Annotated in this window: 10 protein-coding genes and 2 pseudogenes; 6 read left to right on the top strand and 6 right to left on the bottom strand. The window is 41.4% G+C overall.

Annotated elements, in window-relative coordinates:
• Positions 1-19 precede the first annotated feature (19 nt).
• The gene (locus ACFE93_RS10685; protein ID WP_375473268.1) at positions 20-1,801 is read right to left on the bottom strand and encodes a ShlB/FhaC/HecB family hemolysin secretion/activation protein; all 1,782 of its coding nucleotides are present in this window, start codon (positions 1,799-1,801) and stop codon (positions 20-22) included.
• Complete coding sequence (locus ACFE93_RS10680) at positions 1,791-2,297, bottom strand: hypothetical protein (RefSeq protein WP_375473267.1); 507 nt, start codon at positions 2,295-2,297, stop codon at positions 1,791-1,793. Before ACFE93_RS10680 ends, ACFE93_RS10685 begins: the two co-directional genes overlap by 11 nt.
• A gap of 216 nt (positions 2,298-2,513) precedes the next feature.
• Between ACFE93_RS10680 and ACFE93_RS10675 the strand changes: the two are divergent.
• From ACFE93_RS10675 to ACFE93_RS10655, 5 genes and pseudogenes are all read left to right on the top strand, one after another.
• Positions 2,514-2,872, top strand: a pseudogene (locus ACFE93_RS10675) (IS4 family transposase); the annotation flags it as partial.
• 194 nt (positions 2,873-3,066) lie between these two features.
• A complete protein-coding gene (locus ACFE93_RS10670; RefSeq protein ID WP_375473266.1) occupies positions 3,067-3,825 on the top strand; it encodes a sucrose-phosphate phosphatase in 759 nt (252 codons plus the stop codon).
• The gene (gene ruvA, locus ACFE93_RS10665; RefSeq protein WP_109007998.1) at positions 3,825-4,457 is read left to right on the top strand and encodes a Holliday junction branch migration protein RuvA; all 633 of its coding nucleotides are present in this window, start codon (positions 3,825-3,827) and stop codon (positions 4,455-4,457) included. The genes ACFE93_RS10670 and ruvA overlap by 1 nt, the downstream gene beginning before the upstream one ends.
• Positions 4,458-4,492: 35 nt before the next feature.
• On the top strand, positions 4,493-5,656 hold the full coding sequence (bioF, locus tag ACFE93_RS10660; protein ID WP_375473265.1) for an 8-amino-7-oxononanoate synthase: 1,164 nt from the start codon (positions 4,493-4,495) through the stop codon (positions 5,654-5,656).
• 742 nt (positions 5,657-6,398) lie between these two features.
• On the top strand, positions 6,399-10,631 hold the full coding sequence (locus tag ACFE93_RS10655; protein WP_375473264.1) for a PAS domain S-box protein: 4,233 nt from the start codon (positions 6,399-6,401) through the stop codon (positions 10,629-10,631).
• A gap of 497 nt (positions 10,632-11,128) precedes the next feature.
• Here the strand turns inward: ACFE93_RS10655 and ACFE93_RS10650 are convergent.
• The 3 genes and pseudogenes from ACFE93_RS10650 to ACFE93_RS10640 form a co-directional block, all read right to left on the bottom strand.
• Positions 11,129-11,245, bottom strand: a pseudogene (locus ACFE93_RS10650) (GNAT family N-acetyltransferase); the annotation flags it as partial.
• Between the two features lie 4 nt (positions 11,246-11,249).
• Positions 11,250-11,918 carry a DUF1345 domain-containing protein gene (locus ACFE93_RS10645; RefSeq protein ID WP_375473263.1) on the bottom strand — a complete coding sequence of 223 codons (669 nt, stop codon included), beginning with the start codon at positions 11,916-11,918 and terminating at the stop codon, positions 11,250-11,252.
• Between the two features lie 301 nt (positions 11,919-12,219).
• Positions 12,220-12,609 carry a DUF1499 domain-containing protein gene (locus tag ACFE93_RS10640; RefSeq protein WP_375473262.1) on the bottom strand — a complete coding sequence of 130 codons (390 nt, stop codon included), beginning with the start codon at positions 12,607-12,609 and terminating at the stop codon, positions 12,220-12,222.
• Between the two features lie 165 nt (positions 12,610-12,774).
• Between ACFE93_RS10640 and ACFE93_RS10635 the strand changes: the two genes are divergently transcribed.
• Complete coding sequence (locus ACFE93_RS10635; RefSeq protein WP_375473261.1) at positions 12,775-13,923, top strand: alanine--glyoxylate aminotransferase family protein; 1,149 nt, start codon at positions 12,775-12,777, stop codon at positions 13,921-13,923.
• A gap of 695 nt (positions 13,924-14,618) precedes the next feature.
• On the opposite strand, the gene ACFE93_RS10630 is transcribed toward ACFE93_RS10635, so the two are convergent.
• A complete protein-coding gene (locus ACFE93_RS10630; RefSeq protein WP_375473260.1) occupies positions 14,619-15,074 on the bottom strand; it encodes a cupin domain-containing protein in 456 nt (151 codons plus the stop codon).
• Positions 15,075-15,089: the final 15 nt, after the last annotated feature.

Raw genomic sequence — 15,089 nt, 5'->3', positions numbered from 1 at the left:
TAAATTTTAACTTTTGAAATTAAAACAAATCATATTGTACAAAAAAATACAAACCATTTTCTTGCCATGTATTACCTGAAGTATTAACAGAAACGAAAGGAATACCCCACTCAACAGCAGCAGTAAAATTATTACCTTGTAACCACCGCAAACCCAAACCAACAGCAGCTAGAGTGTTAGTCTTAGTGTTAATAATATTAATTTCATCTCTATTGGACGAATTACTCCAAGCAGTACCAACATCAACAAAAGGAGTCACTTGTAGAACTCCCTTCCAGGAATGCACATATAAAATTGGTAGTCGTAATTCAGCAGAAGCAAGAGCGCCATTATCTGTCAATAAAAAATCTTGACGGAATCGCCGAACACTATTTACACCACCTAAACCAAATTTTTCTGAATCTAAAAGTGTTGTGGAAGCTAGTTGCACATCGCCACGAATCAAAAGTAGGGTATCAGGAGCTAATAGGCGTACCCATTGTGCTTGGCCTCGCCAAGCAAAAAAACGGCTATCAGGAGCGGTATCATTGATTGTGGCATTGAATGCATCAATTCCCAAACTAAATTGAGAACGAGCGGCAATTACTTCTTGGCTATTACGGGAAATCCATTCTTGGAAGAATCGCAGGGCAGATACTCTGGTGCGTCCTTGTACATCAGCTCCTAGTGAGAGTACAGAAGGGGAAAAACCAAATTCTTCTAGAAAAGAAGAGGAAATTTTACTTTCTCTATGGTAAGCAGTGATTCCAAGAGCGAATTCTTGGTTAGGAGTTTGGAGTAGTGGCTGGCGGAATGTGAGTTCGTAACGTTGGCGGGTTGATTCAATATCTAGGATATTAAAAGGATATTCAATAATATTGGCTGGTCTATTGCCATAGCGGAAGATGAGAGTGCCATTGTGGGGATTGAGGGGTAAGCTGTAACTGGCATCTATAGCATTACTGCCATCAGTATTGCTGTATGCTAACGATATACTATCTCCAATTCCCAGTAAATTGGATTCCTTAACTTGCAGTTGGCGACGAAAGCTACCAGAATCAGGGGGAGGACGATTGTCCAGTACTATTTTTGTATTGAATGTATCTGCCTCAGTTACCTTGATGGCCAGTAAACTAGTATCGGTTCGTGAGCCAGCAAACAGTTCAGCAGACAAGCTTTTAATTAAAGGATTAAGCTGCAATAGTTGCAGGGACTGTAATAGGCGTTTTTGATTCAAAGGGGTGGATGCACCATTAGGTATACGACTGCGAATATAATTTGGGTTAAGTCGCCTAGTACCAGTGACTTGGATATCTTCTAATTTGCCTTCGATTACCTGGATTCGGACAATACCATCTGTGAAAGTTTGTTCAGGAATATAAGCTTCAGAAGTAATGTATCCCTTTTGATTGTACAATTCGGTAATTTTGGAACGAGCTTCTAATAATTGTGCAAAAGTAATCGGCTTGTTGATAAAGTCCTTAAGTACCTGATTCAACTTTTTTTGGCTAAAAACCGTACTACCAACGACTTCAAACTGTTTAACAGTGAAAGTGTAGGGAATTTCAGGGAGTGGTTGCTCTAGTGTAGGTAGCCCTTTATCTGGTTGGAGTAATTGGGATGGAGGGGGTAGTTGCGGTGCTGGAGACGGTGGTGTTGATTGTGTTTTGGTTGGTGGCTGGACATCCTGCACTCGCCCAAGTGACCCAAGCGAGGGAGAATTGTTTTGAGGTAACTGCGCCTTACCAGGTGTAGTTGTGATGCTGTTAAACAACATCAGCGAACAAGACATGGCAAAAGTATGAGTAACTTTAGCTACCATAACACTGCATAGGCTTTTGCCTGGAAGTATAAGGACTAAGAGTGGCTGGATTAGCACTAAAAACTATTTGTCCAAAGGCATTTAGCGTCACTCCTGTGGCCTCAACAATACGTTTAGGAATGTAAATAGTTGGTTTAATCCTGACAGGTAGTAGGGAACGCTTCTTGTTGCTGGGTTTAAGAGATACCCAATCTATTCGTATTGCATCAGGGTTGAGAATATCTTTAGGATTGGATGGTAAACCGCCGCGTCCGAGAATAACAAACTTGCTTTGAGTATAACCTGGACTGTAGCAGCTTGGCCCAAAAATAATTTCATTCGGGTTAAGAAAAAACAAGTTAGGAGAGCCATTGTCTTCAATCAAATCGTTGTCAATCCCGCTAATCGAGGTAAATTGAGATTGAGCAAAAACACGCCCTTGCAAAGAAACAATAAACATACCCGTCAAAATTAGATAACTATACCAAAACCGCCAATTTTGAGTTATTCCTGACATAACACCCCTCAATTAATCAGTAATTTGACCGTGGGTAGTAATGCATAGTAATGATCAACTAAATAAGTGTCGTTTAATCAATACCTTCGCCAAAATAAGAGGATGAAGAAAGAGGGCCGATGTAGTAGAGTTATTGTCTCTGACAACGACAACTCAAAAACTACAAACATCCCATGCCTGACATCTTATCACTGTTGCCTGTTACTGCAAATAAATAGCCATGTAATTCTATTTTCTAGTGACCTAAACTTGTCATTTAAAAAAATTATCGACTATTACAAACTACGCTTTTAAATTGAATTTAATTTTCGAGATGCAAAGCAATTTTGGAGATTAGAATATTTTATGAACCTGAGTCAAACTGCCGTGACTAATGCTGCTAATCTGGCTTTTTTATGGTTAATTTATCCTATCATGTTCTGGCGGATTTTCGCCTCATTAATCCTGATTCTGGCATTATTGATCTGAAGGCTCACTATCATGGCTTTCGATATGTCCATGAAATATTAAAAATGCTTTCAGAAATCCCTAAGCCTATTTTATTAACTCAGATTTTTGCCAAGCTTACATCTTGAGGTCGTATCCATCCCGTTTCTACTGGCTTTGAACCCTCGTAAATTGGCAAAGGTATTGACCTTTTACTGACAATAATTCTAACTATTCTTAATCTCGAATTGAATGTCTGACATATTTTGTTTTTAGCAAACAAATCTCTTGCAAAAGTCCCTTCACGCGGTAGAATAACGAAATTTTGCAAGAGGTCTTAATCATGAAACCATTTCTTTTTGTAACCGATTTAGATGACACGCTCGTGTATCGCACTGTCGGTGATGACAGCGCTTTACCAGAACTAAATCAACTGCTGGAGAGACATCGCCAAGAATACGGTACTAAAATCGTTTATTCTACCGGGCGATCGCCTGTACTTTACAAAGAACTCCAAGCTCAAAAAAATCTTTTGCAACCGGATGCCCTCGTCCTATCTGTGGGTACAGAGATTTACCTTGATGGTACTGATACTCCAGACTCAGATTGGTCAGAAATCCTCTCTTTGGGATGGGAACGGGAAACTGTATTATCTATTACAAGAAAATATCCTGAGTTAGTTCGGCAACCAGATTCAGAACAGCGTCCCTTCAAAGTGAGTTGTTTCCTAGAACAAAAAGTATCTGCGAATGTTCTACCACAACTTGAAGCAGAGTTGCAGAAATCTAAATTAAATGTAAAGTTAATCTACAGTAGCGGTATTGACCTTGACATTGTACCCCATAGCAGCGATAAAGGTCAGGCAATGCAGTTTTTACGCCAGAAGTGGAAATTTGCAGCAGAACAAACAGTTGTCTGTGGTGATTCGGGTAATGATATTGCTTTATTTGCTGTAGGCAACGAACGCGGAATCATTGTGGGGAATGCCCGCAAAGAGTTACTCCAATGGCACAAGGAGTATCCCGCAGACTATCACTACCTGGCTTCATGTTTTTGTGCAGGTGGAATTATCGAAGGCTTAAATTATTTTGGTCTCTTGTAATGATTAGTTATTTAAAAGGTATAGTCGCTGGTATCCAAACAATTGGCGCTAATCGCGTAATTCTGACTCTGGAAGTGAATGGCTTGGGGTATGATTTGCAAGTTCCCCAACGCCTAGCCAACCAATTACCAGAGTCAGGAGGAGTGGCGCAAATTTTTACTCATTTGCAAATTCGCGAAGAAGTGCCCTTTCTATATGGCTTTGCTTCCCCAGCCGAACGCGATTTATTTCGCCACTTGCTGACTGTCACAGGTATTGGTGCAGCCTTAGCGATCGCCCTTTTGGACACTCTGGAACTACCAGATTTAGTCCAAGCAATTATCGCTGGCAATACACAAATCTTAATTCAGGCTCCAGGTGTCGGTAAAAAAATTGCCGAACGCATCTGTTTGGAACTGAAAAGCAAATTAGTTGAGTGGCGCAAATCAGCCGGGTTCTTCGTCGCCACAGGCGGGCCAGCACCGGGAATTCTCGAAGAAGTGCAAATGACTCTCTTCGCCTTGGGATATACTGCCCATGAGGTCAGTCACGCCCTCCATGTGGTCAGCGAAGACATCGGACTACCTAAAGATGCTTATGTCGAAGATTGGATTAAACAAGCGATCGCTCATCTTAGCAGCGAACAAGTTTAATTGTCATTAGTCATTAGTTATTCTCCCCATGCCCTATGCCCACTGATGCTTATGCTTGGTTAGAACAGTCCTTAGCAACAATTCGTCGGGCAGACTGGTATCGTTCAGTACAACCTATCAATGGTCGTCCGGGTGCAACGGTGGTTTTAGCTGGGCAAGAGGTAATTAATTTTGCCAGCAATGACTATTTGGGATTGGCTGGGGATAAGCGGTTAATGGCAGCTGCAACGGCTGCGATCGCCGAATTTGGAACTGGTAGTACTGGTTCGAGATTACTCAGTGGGCATCGAGAATTACACAGGGAGTTAGAGAAGGCGATCGCATCTACTAAACAAACAGAAGATGCCTTGGTATTTAGTTCCGGGTATCTAGCAAATTTGGGTGCAATTACCGCCCTTGTTGGCAAGCGCGATCTAATTTTCTCTGACCAGTACAATCATTCCAGTCTAAAAAATGGAGCGATTCTCAGCGGTGCAGCAGTTGTGGAATATCCGCACTGTGATATGGCAGTATTAAAAACTCAGTTGAACCAGGAGCGGCAAAATTACCGACGCTGTTTGATTCTTACTGATACCGTCTTCAGCATGGATGGCGATTTATGTCCGTTACCTGCACTGTTGGATCTCGCTGATGAATTTAGCTGTATGCTGCTAGTCGATGAAGCTCATGCCACTGGGGTACTAGGAAAAACTGGCGCTGGATGTGTGGAACATTTTGGGTGTACAGGAAAGCAATTAATTCAAATTGGCACCTTGAGTAAAGCTTTAGGTAGTTTAGGCGGGTATGTAGCAGGAAGTAGTGCCCTAATTGACTTTTTGCGGAACCGCGCACCCAGTTGGATTTATACCACTGGGCTTTCACCTGCTGATACCGCCGCGGCCTTAGCAGCGATCGAGATCGTGCAACAAGAACCGCAACATCGTGCCCAATTGTGGGAGAATATACATTACTTGAAAACTTTGCTGCAACAGCTACCTAACCTGAAATTGCTGCCTTCTGAATCACCCATATTATGTTTTCAATTGCCTAATGCCACAGATGCTCTCAAAGCTGGAAAACAGCTAAGAGACGCTGGGATTTTTGCCCCAGCAATTCGTCCCCCTACAGTACCCACAAGTCGAATCAGAATATCTGTGATGGCAACTCATCAAATAGCACATATTGAAAAATTGGTAGCAGAACTAAAGGATGTTAGCTGACGACAGTAGGGCATTGGGCATTGGGCATTTCAGAAAATAAATTATCCAATTATACGAATAATTAAGTGGCAAATGCCAGAGTTTCGAGATTACAGCAGTTTTCATGTATTTGAACCACACCTGTCGTAGGGGCGCAAGGCCTTGCGCCCCTACCGCGTGGTTTATTTACCTGAAAATAGCTGTAACACTTGCTGCGTCTTTTCGTTGAGCTTCTGAATCTTGCCTGCCATCAACTCCACGAGAGTAACTCAAAGGCTTGAGCGATCGCAAATAAGCACAAGAACTGATTATTCACAATGCCTTAGCCCAAAATGGTTTAGAAGGTGATTCTATAGCCCTAGAAATTACCGAGAGTATGTTTATTTAAAATATCAGTCAGACAATTGATGTTATTAACCCAATTAAAGGACAAAAATATTCAAATCAGCATTGATGACTTTAATAGCGGTTATTTATCGCTCAATTATCTCTATCCTTAACTAGATATTATTCCATAGTTTTTGTTATAAATTCGCTGGCCTTTGCATTTAGTATTTTCAATTAGCAAAATAGTGTCATTTATCTTGACGGTTCGAGCTAAATTTTTGCTTTCCATATCAGATAACTAACAAATTAACCTCTAGCAAAAGAGGCTTTCAGAACTCAGCACAAATCTATCTATAGATAAATTACTAAAATTTACAAACTAGCTTAGGGTATGTACAGCCTCTGCAATGAGTATTGGTTTTTTCATAAACTTTTCATGCCCCAGATTCATTATTCTCAGTTATTACGTTATGGCATCGTTGTATCAATTGTAGCACTTGCATTAGTGCTAATGTTAATGCTAGATCCCTGGTTAAGCATGAATGGAACTACTTTCCTGCTATTTTTTAGCGCTGTCATGATGAGCGCTTGGTATGGTGGTTTGAAATCAGGGCTATTAGCAACTTCTTTGTCTGCGTTACTGAGTGATTACTTCTTTCTCCCTCCAGCTTATGAACTGAGTCTTGACTTATCTAATTCTGTGCAAATTGGGTTATTTGGATTACAAGGATTGCTCTTTAGTATCTTATGTGAAACATTAAAAACTGCTAAAATTCGGGCAGATGAAAATCTCCAAAAGCTGAGAGTTAGTGAGGAAAGATTTCGATTAGCGTTAAATAGTTCAGATATCGTCGTCTTTCAGCAGGATCGCGATTTACGATATCAGTGGATTCATAATCCTCAAGGTCTAGAGACTGCTGAGGAAATGTTAGGTAAGTCTGATGATGAATTATTTACCGCCTCAGTAGCAGAGCAATTGCAGGCAATTAAGCTAAAGGTAATAGAGACTGGTGTTGCAACCCGCCAAGAGATTTATCTAACAACTTCTAAAGAAGACCGTTACTATGATTTGCTAGTTGAACCACTAAGGGATTTAGATAATAGTATTCAAGGTATCATTTGTGCAGGTATAAATATTACTGAGCGCAAGCAGGCTGAGGAAAGACTGCGTTATATCGCCCAAATTAGTAGTTTGCTCTCTACTTCGTTAGATTATGAACAAACCTTACAACAAATAGCCAAAATTTCAGTTCCCCAGCTAGCTGATTGGTGTAGCGTAGATATTTTAAATGAAGATGGTTCGATTCGCCGCCTACCTATTGCTCATGCAGACCCATCGAAAGCAGAGTTAGCGCGTAAACTTCAGGAGTATGTCACAGATTATAAGGCTACAAGTGCAATTACTAGAGTGCTGCAAACTGGTCAAAGTGAATTGATCTCAGAAGTATCTGACTCGCTATTAATAGCAACTACTCAGAATCAGGAACACTTGGAACTTGTTCGGCAATTGGGGATGAAGTCTGTAATGATTGTGCCGTTAATCGCAAAAGGGCGGATACTCGGCTGTATTACCTTTATCAACACCCAATCGGAGCGTCGCTACGATCGCACTGACCTAAATTTAGCAATAGATATTACCCATCGTGCTGCCTTAGCAGTGGAAAATGCCCATCTTTATCGAGATATCCACCAGGCTTTAGTCCATTATGCCGAATCTCTATCTCTCCTAGATGCGTTGCTAGGAGCGGCTCCTGTTGCCGTATGCTTTTTCGATCGAGAACTGCAATATATTCGCATTAATCAAGTTTTCGCTGACATTAACGGTTTGACTATAGAAGAACATCTAGGACGCAAATTTAGGGAAGTGTTGCCAGTGATGGCAGCTGAATTAGAGCCACAGTTACAGCACGTGTTAGATACTGGAGAACCCCTGCTGAATATGGAAATCAGCGGTGAGACAAGGGGACAACCAAGACGTTACGGTTACTGGCTGGGCAACTATTACCCAGTTAAAAACACAATGGGTGAAACGGTAGGAATTGGCATTATTTTGGCAGATGTGACAGCAGCAAAGCAAACAGAAGTTGCTTTGCGAGAAAGCGAAGAAAGGTTTCGGGCAATGTTCAATCAAGCAGCTGTTGGTATTACTCTAGTAGGGTTGGATGGGCGATTTCTGCAAGTTAATCCTGCCCTATGCGAAATTACTGGGTATAGCTACGAAGAGTTAATTCAAATGAATTTTCAGGAAATTACCCACCCTGACGACTTAGAAGTTGATTGGGAAAATGCTCAACGAGTTTTAGCAAAAGAAATTAGTGGTTATTCGCTAGAAAAGCGCTACATTCGCAAAGATGGTTCTATAGTTTGGGCAAACCTAACTTCATCAGCAGTTTGGGATGCTAAGGGAGTTCCAAAGTATGCATTAGGGATTATTGAGGATATTAGCCATCGCAAACGAATTGAAGCCACACAAAATTTTTTAGTCGAAGCCAGCACCTTACTAGCTGCCTCATTGGATTATGAAGTCACCTTGGAAAATGTCGCTAATCTAGCAGTTCCAACTTTAGCCGATTTGTGTATTGTAGATGTCTTCCAGGAAGATTGGTCAAGTAAACAAATTGCGATCGCAATTGCCGATCCCACAAAATTAAATATTTTAGACGAAATTCGACGGCGTTATCAACCCCAAACCAGAGCCAAACAGCTTGTACAGCAGCTACGCTTAGGAATATCTATCTTTTATCCGGAATTATCTGACTCACATCTTCTACAGATGTCTGAAGACAACGAACATCGGCAATTGCTGCAAAGTCTGGGTATTCGTTCTCTAATGGTGATTCCAGTTCGTTCTCGCGGGCAATTATTTGGAGCAATCTCTTTTTTTACCGCCGAATCTGGTCGGTACTATCAACAAACAGACTTGGCTTTAGCAGAGGATATTGCTCGGCGGGCGGCGACAGCGATCGACAACGCCAGACTTTACCAGGAAACTCAACGGTCTGTCAATCGCACAGTACTTTTACAAAAAATAACTGCTGCCTTCTCGGAAGCCTTAACTCCCCAACAGGTAGCTGATGTAGTGGTGAACCAAGGCATTGCCGCCTTGGAAGCTACTGGTGGTTCCGTTATCTTACTTGCCGAGGGAGGTACTACCCTAAAAGTTGTGCAAGCAATTGGCTATCCGCAAACGCTTATAAATACTTGGACAAGTTTTCCGATCACAGCACCTAACCAAATAGCAGAAACAGTCAGAACTGGGCAGCCGATTTTTTTAGAAAATTTAGCAGCCATGATTGCTAGATATCCCGACTTAGCAGATATTGTGACTGTTATAGCGAATAATGCCTGGGCTTCCATTCCCTTGATAGTAGAAGGTAAAGTAATTGGGGCTTTGGGATTAAGCTTTACTCCTCTTCAAATATTTAATGAAGAAGACCGGGGATTTATGTTGACACTAGGACAGCAGTGTGCCCAAGCGATCGCCCGCGCTCAACTTTACGAAGCTGAAAAGATTGCCAGGGCTGAAGCCGAGACAGCCAACCGCATTAAAGATGAATTTCTTGCTGTCCTTTCCCACGAACTCCGAACTCCCTTAAATCCAATTTTAGGGTGGGCAAAGTTACTCAGAACCCGCAAGTTCAACGAAGCCACTAGAATCCAGGCACTGGAAACAATCGAGCGCAATGCAAAGTTACAAACCCAATTGATTGGAGATTTACTTGATGTTTCGCGGATTTTGCAAGGTAAAGTTAGCTTAAATCTCCATGCAGTGGATTTGAAAATAGCGATCGCAGCGGCATTAGAAACAGTGCGTTTAGCAGCAGAAGCCAAATCAATTCAAATTCAAACGGTGTTAAATAATGATATCGGCAAAGTTCTCGGCGATGGCGATCGCTTGCAACAAGTGATGTGGAATCTTCTCTCCAATGCCGTTAAATTCACACCCACAGAAGGACTTGTAGAAGTGCGTCTAGAGCAAGTTGGTTTAGATGCCCAAATCCAGGTAATTGATACAGGCAAAGGAATCAACCCGGAATTTTTGCCCTACGTCTTTGATTACTTCCGGCAAGCAGATGCTAAGACAACCAGAGTATTTGGTGGACTGGGATTGGGACTAGCAATTGTGCGTCATCTAGTAGAACTTCACGGTGGCACAGTTCAAGCAGAGAGTTTGGGAGAAGGACAAGGGGCTACCTTCACAGTCAAACTACCTTTGCTCAAAAATTCTGAGTTGCGAGTTAGCAGTGGTGAAGCTTCTCAACCAGAAGTCAGTAATGACGAGACATTACTTGCTGGAGTGCAAATCCTGCTTGTGGACGATCAAGCTGATGTGCGAGAGTTTTTTAGCTTTGCGCTGGAACAATATGGCGCGACGGTAACGGCAGTTGAATCAGCAGATGAAGCGCTGCAAACATTAGTGCAATCAAAGCCAGATATCCTCTTAAGCGATATTGGAATGCCCTTGATGGATGGGTATATGTTGCTACGCGAGGTGAGAAAATTACCGCCAGAGCAAGGCGGACAAATTCCGGCGATCGCTTTAACTGCTTATGCTGGAGAACTTAACTACAACCAAGCAATGGCAGCAGGATTTCAAAAGCACCTACCTAAACCCGTCGATCCAGTGGATTTAGCCGCAGCGATCGTTAGTCTTATTGGGCACACTTAACCTTTAGAGTAAATAAACTCTTTAATTTCTTTTCTTTCCTTTAGAAATTAAATATAGCAATCCGAATTGAAACGCGAGAAAATACGGAGACAAAAAGTACGTATATATAACCATTACAGCTATTTTCTATCTTACGAATGATTTAAGATTGCTATATGTCTTTTTTTTATTTTTCTTCAGAAATTTGCCGTTTGCAAATTGATGTTATAAATTAGTGCTCAGGTTTTAATCAGAGATTTATTTACCAATGAAAACCCAACAGTTCACAACGACACAAGAAAATAGACCTACCAAGACGAAAAAACAGTCTTTTCCTGGTAGGAGTATTGGTATTCCTAAAGTACCATTCCGTAAATGCAATAAAATAGCACAACAGCATGAGTTACTTAGTGACTGGGAACACGCGAGTTAATTTAGTAACGTACTCTTACACTATGGTGTAGGCTTATGTGCCACTCCCAGTATCCGGTCAGACAGTAACTGGAGAACCATGTAAATTAGAGGGTTGATGATTTTTTTGGCTCTATTACCATGAGCCAACAATCTAAGTATTCTCCTTCATGCAGTTCATGTGCGGGCAATAGCTTTACCTTCACAAAATCACATTTCTCATAGCTTTTAAATCAGCGATGCAATGATATTAATACTCATAGCTAAAATGGTGGTATTGAAAAAGAAGGATAATATGCCATGTAACAGAGTCAAGCGCCTCATGTCGGGTGATGTCGTCTGCACATCTGAAACTTGACTAGTCATGCCAACTACAAATGAATAATATAAAAATTCCCAGTAGTCTGGATAGTCGTTATGAGGAAAATCTAAACCTTTAGTAATTTCTTCACTATTACTATGATTAATATATTTGTAATAACTGTGTGCATATTGCACTGCAAACATCGTATGCACTAGTAACCAAGAACCGACAATGGTCATAATTGAAAGTATGACATGTAGGGTAAGCAGAATTCTTGATAACTCTTTTTTATCAGTTAATAAAAACCCAATGGCTAAAACACTAGCACAAGCCGCAGCAATCACCAGTATAAATATAGCCAAATGTCCTTCATATTCATTCTCAGCATAACGGCGGATTTTTTCTGGGTTAGCCTTAATCATTTTCCACCACGTTATAGCTAAGAAAAAGTCAATACCAGAGTTCCAAGCGCAGAGAATGCGAGTAGGTAAGTGCAGAGAATGCGGCAGGATTACTAAAACTAATACAGCAAGTCCGACAGCAATCATCAGTCGGGGTCGGGAGTCAAAGTTTTTAAATAAATTAAGTCTCACAAATATTGCGATCGCAGAGTTTAACTAATTCGTAATTCATAGTTTTCGGTGAAACACCACAGCACATTACCCAATCATCATTCCAGATTTTACTGGGGTCTGAATCCACATAAGTAGATGGACAAAAATATTTACAGCCATTGCAAATCAAGTTAAACAATCCAATACTCTGAGATTGTCTTTCTTTTCTATGATAGGCTACACGAATGTCTCACTCGTAATGACATTGTGTAATTAGTTTTGTTCAACTACTTCTTTATCTTCCCAGTCTTTAATCTCCAGTTCTTAGTTAAATTACAAATTACTTGAACTTGGCTCTAATCGTTTCTATTCGTTTACGATTAACACCCAAATCGCTTTGACCTAAACGTGAAGCTGAACGTACCTGGATAACATTGGCATTCCGGTCTAGGTAGAATTCTACATCATCCACAAATCCTAGTAAAGCACTTTTAAATTCTGCATATAAATAATCTTTACTTTCGGTAATGATTTTGGTTCTTGGTAAAGACTCAATAATCTGTTTAAGATTAGCGATCGCTTCTTCTGGAGTAGATGTAAAAGTCAGTGGTGCAATTTGGTGAGATGCATCTGTACTCTGACTAGAAACGCAATTGGGGGAATTAGGGCAGGATGCTAATTTACCGTTGCTAATACCTAAATTATTTGGTTGTTTGCCAGCAAAAACCATAATTATGTCTCCGGGTAAGTGAATAAATATACTCTCACACATTTGTTTGAGTTACTGTAATACTTTGCCGTAATCGCATCTTCTGGCAAATGACAGATTCACTAAAACATTGGTGATGCGATCGCTCTATGATCCGGTAAGTATCATCTAAGCAAAGACAGATTTATGAGACAAACAATTTCAATCAACGACTCTGGGCGCTTGCAACTCACACCGCTAGAAATTCCACCCCGTCTGCTGTTGGGGCCGGGGCCATCTAATGCCCATCCCACAGTTCTGCAAGCGATGAATACTTCACCCGTTGGGCATCTTGACCCAGCTTTTCTCGCACTCATGGATGAAATTCAGTCGTTGCTACGCTACGTATGGCAAACAGAAAACTCACTTACCATTGCAGTTAGCGGTACGGGAACAGCTGCAATGGAAGCAACCATCGCCAATGCTGTAGAACCCGGTGATGTGGTTTTGATTGGTGTAGCTGGTTATTTTGGTAATCGCCTCGTAGATATGGCTGGACGTTATGGCGCTGATGTCCGAACCATCACCAAACCTTGGGGAAAAATCTTCAATTTGGATGAACTCCAAACTGCATTAAAAACTCATCGTCCAGCTATCTTAGCTCTAGTTCATGCCGAAACATCCACCGGCGCACGTCAACCGTTGGAAGGAGTCGCTGATTTATGTCGTGAATTTGGCACTTTGTTATTAGTGGATACGGTGACAAGTTTGGGCGGCGTCCCATTGTTTTTGGATGCTTGGGGAGTTGACTTAGCCTATAGTTGTAGCCAAAAAGGGTTAGGTTGCCTGCCTGGTGCTTCTCCCTTTACTATGAGTGCGCGTGCAGTTGAAAAATTGCAACAGCGCCAAACGAAAGTTGCAAACTGGTATTTAGATATGTTGTTGCTAGGCAAGTATTGGGGTGCTGAACGCACCTATCACCATACCGCACCGATTAATTTATACTATGCATTGCGCGAAGCACTGCGTTTGCTTGCAGAAGAGGGATTAGCAAATTCCTGGCAACGGCATCAAAAGAACGTAGAATATCTCTGGGAAGGTTTAGAGAATTTAGGACTGAGTATGCACGTTGAGCAAGAGTATAGACTGCCAACGCTTACCACTGTCCGCATTCCAAGCGGCGTAGATGGTAAAGCGATCGCTCGGCAGTTACTCAACGAACATAATATTGAAATTGGCGGTGGTCTTGGCGAACTAGCGGGTCTTGTTTGGCGCGTGGGATTAATGGGCTTTAATAGTCGAAAGGAAAGTGTTGACCAACTTTTAGCAGCACTACGGCAGGTTTTGCCTAAGTAGCTTTTACGCAATCAGGTGCGTTACACTGCTGTTAACGCACCTAATACAAAAGACGTAGGCGTAGCCTGCTGTAGGCATCGCACTAACATTGTTTAAGAATGAAAGAAAACGTTGATACTTTACACTTACTTACTCTTTTTACTAATCTCAACAATTAAAGAAAGAGCAGATTAATTTTTGCAGGTCAATACAATCGCATTGTCAGGCGAAACAATCGCATTGTCAGCCGTTGCATTAACTAATGTAATATACCTAATTCGGTTCTTTCTAGTTCTTGTGTGAGCCATTGTTCTATTTGCTGACTTTGCTATGTTTCCCAGTTCTCGTATACAACATACACATTTTCTGGCTTTTGTCAAAGCTTTTGTTAAGAAAGATGTTTATAATGAATAGCTAGTGTTGGGGAATAAAATTCAAAGCCTCTGACGCCACGCGCTTCAAGTCGGCAGAGCGGCCCAACGCAGTGGCTCCTTCTTTTAGGAGAGAGGAATGGAAGTGAGGTCAAAGTGTATTGCTTCCATTCGAGAACCGCTATATCTATTAAGGCAGGCTGTTCTTGAGCAAGGGAAGCAGGGGAGGCAGGATAGAAGCGCAATGTGAGATTTAATTTATTAATAAAGATATAGCTACGGCAAAACTTGTGTGTACACCGTAGCCTTGTAAGAGAGAAATTTAGAGAGAGGTTTCAAATATATTTAACAGGGCATCAAAGCATCAAATCTCCCTAGTACTGCCATATCTTCTTCATCTAACTCTGTCGGAATCCCACTGCGAATTAGTTCCGAAAAGTCTTCATTGGGAACCATAACAGTCAACGTGTACAAGCGAGTAGAACCAGTATTTTTAATCAAATGAGTACCAGTGGGAGGCACCAATAAACTATCTCCAGCTTTGATCGTGGTAGTCTTGCCGTCACACATGGCGATCGCTTCTCCTTTGAGGACGAAAAACATTTCCACCGCCCACTGATGGCGATTTGGTGGTGTTTGTCCACCAACATCAAAAATTTCTACGCAGCAAGTCAAGGAAGTATTAGCATTTGTCGAATCGAAGATAATTGCTAATCGATTAGAGTCGTTAGGACTGATGCGATATACTTGGTAATCTTTGGGAGATTTGATCACCGGAATTACACAACGAGTAGCGTACATTTATTTATCCCCTCT

Origin of the sequence: uncultured Nostoc sp. (assembly GCF_964247315.1) — a bacterium.
GTDB lineage: Bacteria > Cyanobacteriota > Cyanobacteriia > Cyanobacteriales > Nostocaceae > Nostoc.
The sequence above is the reverse complement of the archived record's forward strand: the minus strand, read 5'-3'. Positions and strand labels throughout refer to the sequence as shown.